Origin of the sequence: Desulfofundulus sp. (genome assembly GCF_049701015.1) — a bacterium.
Classification (GTDB): domain Bacteria; phylum Bacillota; class Desulfotomaculia; order Desulfotomaculales; family Desulfovirgulaceae; genus Desulfofundulus.
The window spans coordinates 1-6,702 of the sequence record NZ_JBNATZ010000138.1 but is presented as its reverse complement, the minus strand read 5'-3'; the positions used below and the strand labels follow the sequence as shown (position 1 = coordinate 6,702).

Genomic DNA, 6,702 nt, shown 5'->3' with positions numbered 1-6,702 from the left:
TGATGGGGAAATATGTAGGGCCGGTCCGTACGGCAGAAGGGCTGGAAAAGGCCCTGGCCTTTTTTGATGACTGGTCGTATGTGGCCGGGTGTCAGGCACGGAGCGTCGAGGAAATGGAAGTTTGGAATATGCTTACAGTCGGACAACTGGTGGCACAGGCAGCATTGATCCGTACGGAAAGCAGGGGTGGACACTACCGTTTGGATTACCCCCATTCCCGGAACCTGTGGTTAAAACATGTCGTCCTGCGCCGCTAATATCCAGGCTCATGTTCCGGCCGGGGGTGGGTGCGGTTCATACGAGGAGGATAGAGTATTATGCAGAACATCGTTCTAGAGGATTTAATCGACCGGGTGCTCAAAGAGGATTTAGGTACCGGTGACGTTACCACCATCAGCATCGTACCGCCGGATTACACCACCATCGGGTTTATTCATGCCAAAGAACCGGGAGTGGTAGCCGGGCTGCCCGTGGCGGGCGCCGTTTTCCGCCGGCTTTCTCCGGACATTTCCTTTCAAATTCGAGTACGTGAAGGAGAAAGAGTTCAGGCCGGACAGCTCCTGGCCCGGGTGGAAGGGGAGGCCCGGGCTATTTTGAGTGGCGAACGGGTGGCCTTAAACCTCCTGCAGCGCATGTCGGGCATTGCCACCTATACCGCCCGGCTTGTAGAACTCATCCGGGATTTCAAGGCCAAAATAGTGGATACCCGTAAGACAACCCCCGGCCTGCGCATTCTGGAAAAGTATGCCGTAAGGGTCGGCGGGGCGCTCAATCACCGTTTTGGCCTGTATGACGCCGTTTTGATCAAGGATAACCACATCAAGGTGGCCGGGAGCATCACCCGGGCGGTGGAGCTGGCCAGAGCCAGCATACCTCACACCATGAAGGTGGAGGTTGAGGTTGAAAATCTGGCCGGAGTAGAGGAGGCTCTGGCCGCCGGAGCCGATATTATCATGCTGGACAACATGGATATTTCCACCATCATACGGGCCGTGGAACTTGTAGGCGGCCGGGCTTACCTGGAGGCTTCGGGCAGGATCAATGAGCACAACATTGTGGAAGTTGCCCGCACGGGAGTGGATTTCATTTCCGTGGGTGCGCTTACACATTCCGCCCGTTCCCTGGATATCAGCCTGGATGTGGGAGAAATGAAGCCCCTCTAGAATGGAAAGCCGGGGTAAGTGCTTAACACCCCGGCTCTTTGGTTAATTTCCCTTCGTGGTTGATTTCCTTTCGTGTTCCTATCGTGGGGTCCCCATCCCTGCCTGGTGAACCTTAAAGGATGGTTCTCTCACGTGCTTTCACGCGCCAGGCCGTGCAGCCGCCGGTAGACCAGCCTGGCCAGCACCGCAGCCAGTGCGGCCTTGAGCATGTCGAAGCCGATAAAGGGCAGGAATCCTATCTTGATGACCTGCAGGACGGATAAAGTTTTGCCCAGATAGAAATTCAGTATCACATAGAGGTAGGGCAGGCCCAGGAGGTAGACCACCGCCAGCCCGGCGGTCATGGCGAAGAATAACGGTAGTACGCCCGGGTCCCTTTGTTTGGGTGCCAGGGCTCCCGTCACCCAGGCACCGCCTATAAAGCCGAGAAGGAAACCGAAGGTTGGCTTCAGAACATAGGCCGGGCCGCCAAAAGGCGCCGTTTCGAACACAGGCAGGCCGGCCAGACCTAACAACACGTAAATAAGCATGCTTAAAGCCGCTGTGCGGGCGCCCAGAAGTCCGCCGGCCAGCATCACCACAAAAGGTACCAGGCTGAAAGGTACATACGGTGTGATGAAAAAGCGGGACAGCATGGCTGCCACGGCCGCCAGGGCGGCAAAGAGTGCTGCCAGAGCCATATCCCGGGTGGATAATTTCATGAAATGATGCCTCCTTGGAAAGTGTGCAGTTCGGATTGGTCAACCAGTTTATACATTTTGGTTGACCAATGAGTTATAAAAAACACTTTAATCTGGAATCCCGCATTCCCGTAGGTGAGAGGATGGCCCCTCCCTTTTCGCTTCATCCTGTCCGCAGGCTCACCTCCCCGCTGACCACCCTTTTATATTCGCCGCCGGGCAGGCGCAGTACCAGCGAGCCGTCGTCAGCTACATCCTCGGCCCACCCTTCCCAGCTCTCCCTCTGGGTGAACACCCTCACCTGCCGGTGGAGGGTGATACTCAGTTCCTTCCAGCAGGCCAGCACCGGGGCGAAACCATCTTTTTCCCAGAGCCTGTACCAGTATTCCAGCTCGGCCAGCAGGTTCTGCAACAAATGAACCCGGGAAACCCGCCGTCCCGTTTCCGCCTGCACCGAGGTGGCGATCTCCCGCAGCTCCGGGGGAAACTCATGGCGGTCGATATTGACGTTGATGCCCATACCAATGATTAAGTAATTGATCCTCTCCATTTCAGCGGAGAGTTCAGTTAAAATGCCGCATATTTTTCTCTCCCTCACCAGTAGGTCGTTGGGCCACTTGATGCCCGCCTCAACTCCCGCGGCCTGTCGCAGTGCCCGGGCTACCGCCACCGCTGCCAGCATGGTCAGGGGAGGCGCATCCATGGGGTTTACCGCGGGGTACAGGATCACGGAACACCAGATTCCCCGTCCATGAGGGGAGAACCAGCCCCGCCCCATACGTCCCCGGCCGCCGGTTTGTTCCTCGGCTACCACCAGAGTACCATCGGGAACCCCCCGGGCCGCCAGTTCCCGGGCCGTGCGGTTGGTGGACTCAACCTGGTCGTAATGATAAACGTTACGTCCCAGAAAGGAGGTTTTAAGCTCCCGGGTGATTTCCACGGGATAGAGACGGTCCGGAATGCTTACAAGACGGTAGCCGGCGTGCGGTACGGCTTCAATTTCGTAACCGGCTGCCCGCAGAGCTTTGATATGTTTCCATATCGCCGTACGGGTTACTCCCAGGCTCTGGCAGATAGACGCACCGGAAACGAAGCCGGGGTACCCCTTTTTCAACAATTCCAGTACGCGTTCCTTCAATGCAAATACCTCCGGCTTGAAAAACCTTATTTCCCATAATTTTAAAGCTATTAGCGAACTTTGTCAACATTATGACTGAACATGGTTGACGTTTCTTGCGGTTTTATTTGTGCAGGTTCTTTAAGGTAGTCATGGTGTCGTTCACCTGGGAGACCAGTATACCGTCCAGGAGGTCGAGAATTTGGAATACTTCGGGGTACTTAACCCGGTAATTTACCCGCAGCCCTTCTTTACGGGAGTCAACTATGTCCAGTTTTTTCAATACCGACAGGTGCTGGGATACGTTGGACTGCTCTATGTCCAGTTCTTCGATTAATTCACAAACGCAGCGTTCTCCCTGCCGCAGGCATTCCAGGATATTCACCCGGGTGGGGTGGGCCAGGGCTTTCAAAATATCCGCTTTCATACGCGCAATGCGCTCGTTCATTGCTTTTTACCTCCAGAAATCTCTTAATTGTTATTTGATAATACTATAATTTTTATATCACATTTTTTATGTGAGTGATAGTAAGGGCGTGATCGTACATGCTTATATTTTGTTGCACCGCTCCCACCCCTTTGATAGAATTACTCTGAAAAGGAGTGGAATGCGATGATCCTGGTATTTGACGTGGGGAATACTAATATTGTCCTGGGGATATATAAGGGCCAGGAATTGCTGGAGCACTGGCGGCTTTCGACCAACCCCCAGCGTACTGCTGATGAGTACGGCATGCTGCTCCGGGACCTCTTCCAGTATGCGGGCATTTCCCGCCGGGATGTGAAGGCTCTGGTAATTTCTTCAGTGGTCCCGCCTTTAATGCTGGCCCTGGAACAGATGAGCGAGAAATATTTCGGTGTCAAACCTCTGGTAGTGGGACCCGGTATCAAGACGGGCCTGGCCATTAAATATGATAACCCTAAAGAGGTGGGTGCAGACCGCATTGTCAATGCGGTGGCGGGGTACGAACTCTACGGCGGCCCGCTGATCATTGTTGATTTTGGTACGGCCACCACCTTTGACGCCATATCGGCCAGGGGAGAATACCTGGGCGGTGCTATTGCCCCGGGTATAGGTATTTCTACCGAAGCCCTCTTCGCCAGGGCCGCCAAACTCCCCCGTGTTGAGCTGGTCAGGCCACAATCTGTAATTGGTAAAAATACGGTGAGCAGCATGCAGGCGGGCATTATTTTTGGTTTTGTGGGTCAGGTGGACGAAATCGTGCGCCGGATGAAGGATGAGATGGGGGGAAACCCCATTGTGCTGGCTACAGGTGGACTGGCAGAACTTATTGCCCGGGAATCCCGTACCATTGACCGGGTGGATCCCCTGTTGACCCTGAAGGGCCTGCGGCTGATCTATGAACGCAATTTGACGCGGTGAGATGACTGTGAAGTTGCTGATCGGTGATGTTGAACTGGCCAACCCGGTGGTGTCCGCTCCCATGGCCGGGGTTACGGACCGCGCCTACCGTATCCTGGCCCGGGAAGCCGGATGCGGCCTGGTCTTTACAGAGATGATCAGTGACCAGGCTTTAATTTACGGCAATCCCCGCACCAGGGTTATACTGGAGCACGGGGGCGAGAAAGGCCCCCTCGCCGTGCAGATCTTCGGTTCCAATCCTGAGTACATGGTCCGGGCGGCGGAAATTGTAGCTTCTGAAGGTGCCGACATTATAGACATCAATATGGGCTGTCCCACGCCCAAAATAGTGAAAAATGGAGAAGGAGCGGCCCTGATGAAAAATCCGGGACTGGCTGCCGAAATTGTATTCCGGGTGGCGTCCCGGGTAAAAGTACCGGTTACTGTTAAAATGCGCAAGGGCTGGGATGATGCGAGCGTTAATGCGGTTGAACTGGCCCGTCTGGTGGAGTCGGCCGGGGCGGCAGCGGTAACTGTTCACGGGCGTACCCGTGCTCAATTCTACAGCGGGCAGGCCGACTGGGAGATTATCCGCCGGGTGAAGGAGGCGGTCGGCATTCCTGTGATTGGCAACGGCGATGTGCGTACGCCTCTGGATGCCAGACGGATGCTGGAGGAGACGGGCTGTGACGGCGTAATGATCGGACGGGCATCGATGGGCAACCCCTGGATTTTTTCCCGTACGGTGCATTACCTGGCTACCGGTGAGCTTCTCCCCGAACCCACCCGGGAAGAAAGGATTCGTACCGCCCTGCGTCACCTCGACCTCCTGGTCGAGTTGAAAGGGGAGCGCATCGGGGTGCTGGAAATGCGCAAGCACGCGGCGTGGTATTTGAAGGGGCTGCGGGGTGCCGCCCGTCTGCGGGAGAAAATAAATCATGCCTCTTCGGTCCAGGAGATGAGGGATCTTTTGCTGGGCATGCTCACGGATTGAATTGTGAAGGTGGATTATATGGAACTTCGAAGTGTTTTTGGAGTAGTAACCATGCCGGTACGGGTGTACCGGCTGTTTTTTGTGCAGATATTGGCTGGATATTGGGTCGAGTTTATTAATCCCTTGCCTTCTCTGGCAGCTCCTGCTAAAATAAATGTACACAAAAATGTGCACATAATCAGTCCCGCTCCGGGATACAATGGATGGTGTAGTATTTCGTGGATCTTATCCGCATCGGCGAGAAAATCATCAGCAGGCGCCGCATCGACCAGTACGTTTCCAGGATGCTTGAACTGCGGGCTCAGGGCTTATCCCAGGCGGAGGTAGCCGGCCGCCTGGGTGTGGACCGTACACTGGTGAGCCGGCTGGAGAGTCTGGGTGAGGTCCGCAAAGGAAAACGCATTGCCGTGGTAGGTTTTCCCATCAAGAATAAAGGAGAGCTCCAGTCCGCCCTGGTGAAAGAGGGAGTGGATTTCGTACTCCTTATGACTGAAGCCGAAAGGTGGGACTTTGTACGAAGTAAAAACGGACTTGAGCTGGTAAATACCATGATGGACTTGATAGCCGGGGTGCACGCCTTTGACCACGTAGTGGTTATCGGCTCCAGCAAAAGAATTAAAATTATTGAAGCGGTGCTTGATAAGCCTGTTCTGGGGTACGAAATTGGAGAATCGCCCATACAGGAAGACAAATATGTAAATCCCGAAGAAATTTTAAAGCTGATCCGGGCAGTCAGGGTTTAAACCCGGCCGCAAAACGGTTAGAGGTGAGTCCTGTGGAGAAATTTGCCTTCATCATCCACCCCCTTGATGTCAGGGACGTGTCCAGGAAGTTTCCCTTCACCCGCTATATTCCCGCACGCTGGGTAGAAACCGCCTTCCGGCTGGTTCCTCCCATGAAGGTGTCCCATATCACCGGCGTGAAAACCCCTTACGGGGAAGCAGAAGGGTGGTTTGTGGCCTGCCCTCTTACGGCCCGGCAGATGCTGGAATTGCCTGAGGATTTTGTCCTGGAACGGATCATTCAGGCCGGACGGGTGGCCGAAAAGCTGGGGGCCGGTATTGTCGGTCTGGGTGCTTTTACCTCCGTAGTGGGGGATGCAGGTATTACCGTGGCCAGGAACCTGAATATAGCCGTGACCACAGGCAATAGCTATACGGTGGCCACAGCCATCGAGGGGACAAAGGAAGCGGCACGCCTGATGGGGCACGACCTGCGCCGGGCGCACGTTGTGGTGCTGGGAGCCACCGGTTCCATCGGAAAGGTTTGCGCCCTCATGCTCGCCCGGGAGGCAACCAGGATGACCCTGGTCGCCCGGGATAAAACCAGGCTGGAGCAGGTGGCGGCTAAGATTCTTTATGAAACCGGCCTGGCGGTTACCATCA

Annotated in this window: 7 protein-coding genes and 2 pseudogenes; 6 read left to right on the top strand and 3 right to left on the bottom strand. The window is 55.1% G+C overall.

What is annotated here, in order from left to right; genetic code table 11:
• A pseudogene (locus ACPLUI_RS09270) lies at positions 1-257 on the top strand (L-aspartate oxidase); the annotation flags it as partial.
• A 60-nt stretch (positions 258-317) separates the two neighbouring features.
• Positions 318-1,163: a carboxylating nicotinate-nucleotide diphosphorylase gene (nadC, locus tag ACPLUI_RS09265; protein WP_424659979.1), complete on the top strand. Its 846-nt coding sequence runs from the start codon at positions 318-320 to the stop codon at positions 1,161-1,163.
• A gap of 128 nt (positions 1,164-1,291) precedes the next feature.
• On the opposite strand, the gene ACPLUI_RS09260 is transcribed toward nadC, so the two are convergent.
• From ACPLUI_RS09260 to ACPLUI_RS09250, 3 genes are all read right to left on the bottom strand, one after another.
• Positions 1,292-1,864 (bottom strand): biotin transporter BioY, encoded by a 573-nt coding sequence (locus tag ACPLUI_RS09260; RefSeq protein ID WP_424659978.1) that lies wholly within the window; start codon positions 1,862-1,864, stop codon positions 1,292-1,294.
• Between the two features lie 142 nt (positions 1,865-2,006).
• Positions 2,007-2,981, bottom strand: a complete 975-nt coding sequence (locus ACPLUI_RS09255; protein WP_424659977.1) for a biotin--[acetyl-CoA-carboxylase] ligase — start codon at positions 2,979-2,981, stop codon at positions 2,007-2,009.
• Between the two features lie 103 nt (positions 2,982-3,084).
• Positions 3,085-3,408 (bottom strand): ArsR/SmtB family transcription factor, encoded by a 324-nt coding sequence (locus ACPLUI_RS09250; protein ID WP_424659976.1) that lies wholly within the window; start codon positions 3,406-3,408, stop codon positions 3,085-3,087.
• A gap of 165 nt (positions 3,409-3,573) precedes the next feature.
• Here ACPLUI_RS09250 and ACPLUI_RS09245 point away from each other — a divergent pair, with 165 nt between their 5' ends.
• The 4 genes and pseudogenes from ACPLUI_RS09245 to ACPLUI_RS09230 form a co-directional block, all read left to right on the top strand.
• Positions 3,574-4,344, top strand: a complete 771-nt coding sequence (locus ACPLUI_RS09245) for a type III pantothenate kinase (protein WP_424659975.1) — start codon at positions 3,574-3,576, stop codon at positions 4,342-4,344.
• Position 4,345: 1 nt separating this feature from the next.
• Positions 4,346-5,317, top strand: coding sequence for a tRNA dihydrouridine synthase DusB (gene dusB, locus ACPLUI_RS09240; protein WP_424659974.1), 972 nt, complete (start codon positions 4,346-4,348; stop codon positions 5,315-5,317).
• A gap of 218 nt (positions 5,318-5,535) precedes the next feature.
• Complete coding sequence (locus tag ACPLUI_RS09235) at positions 5,536-6,060, top strand: transcriptional regulator (RefSeq protein ID WP_424659973.1); 525 nt, start codon at positions 5,536-5,538, stop codon at positions 6,058-6,060.
• Positions 6,061-6,092: 32 nt separating this feature from the next.
• Positions 6,093-6,702: pseudogene (locus tag ACPLUI_RS09230) on the top strand (shikimate dehydrogenase); the annotation flags it as partial.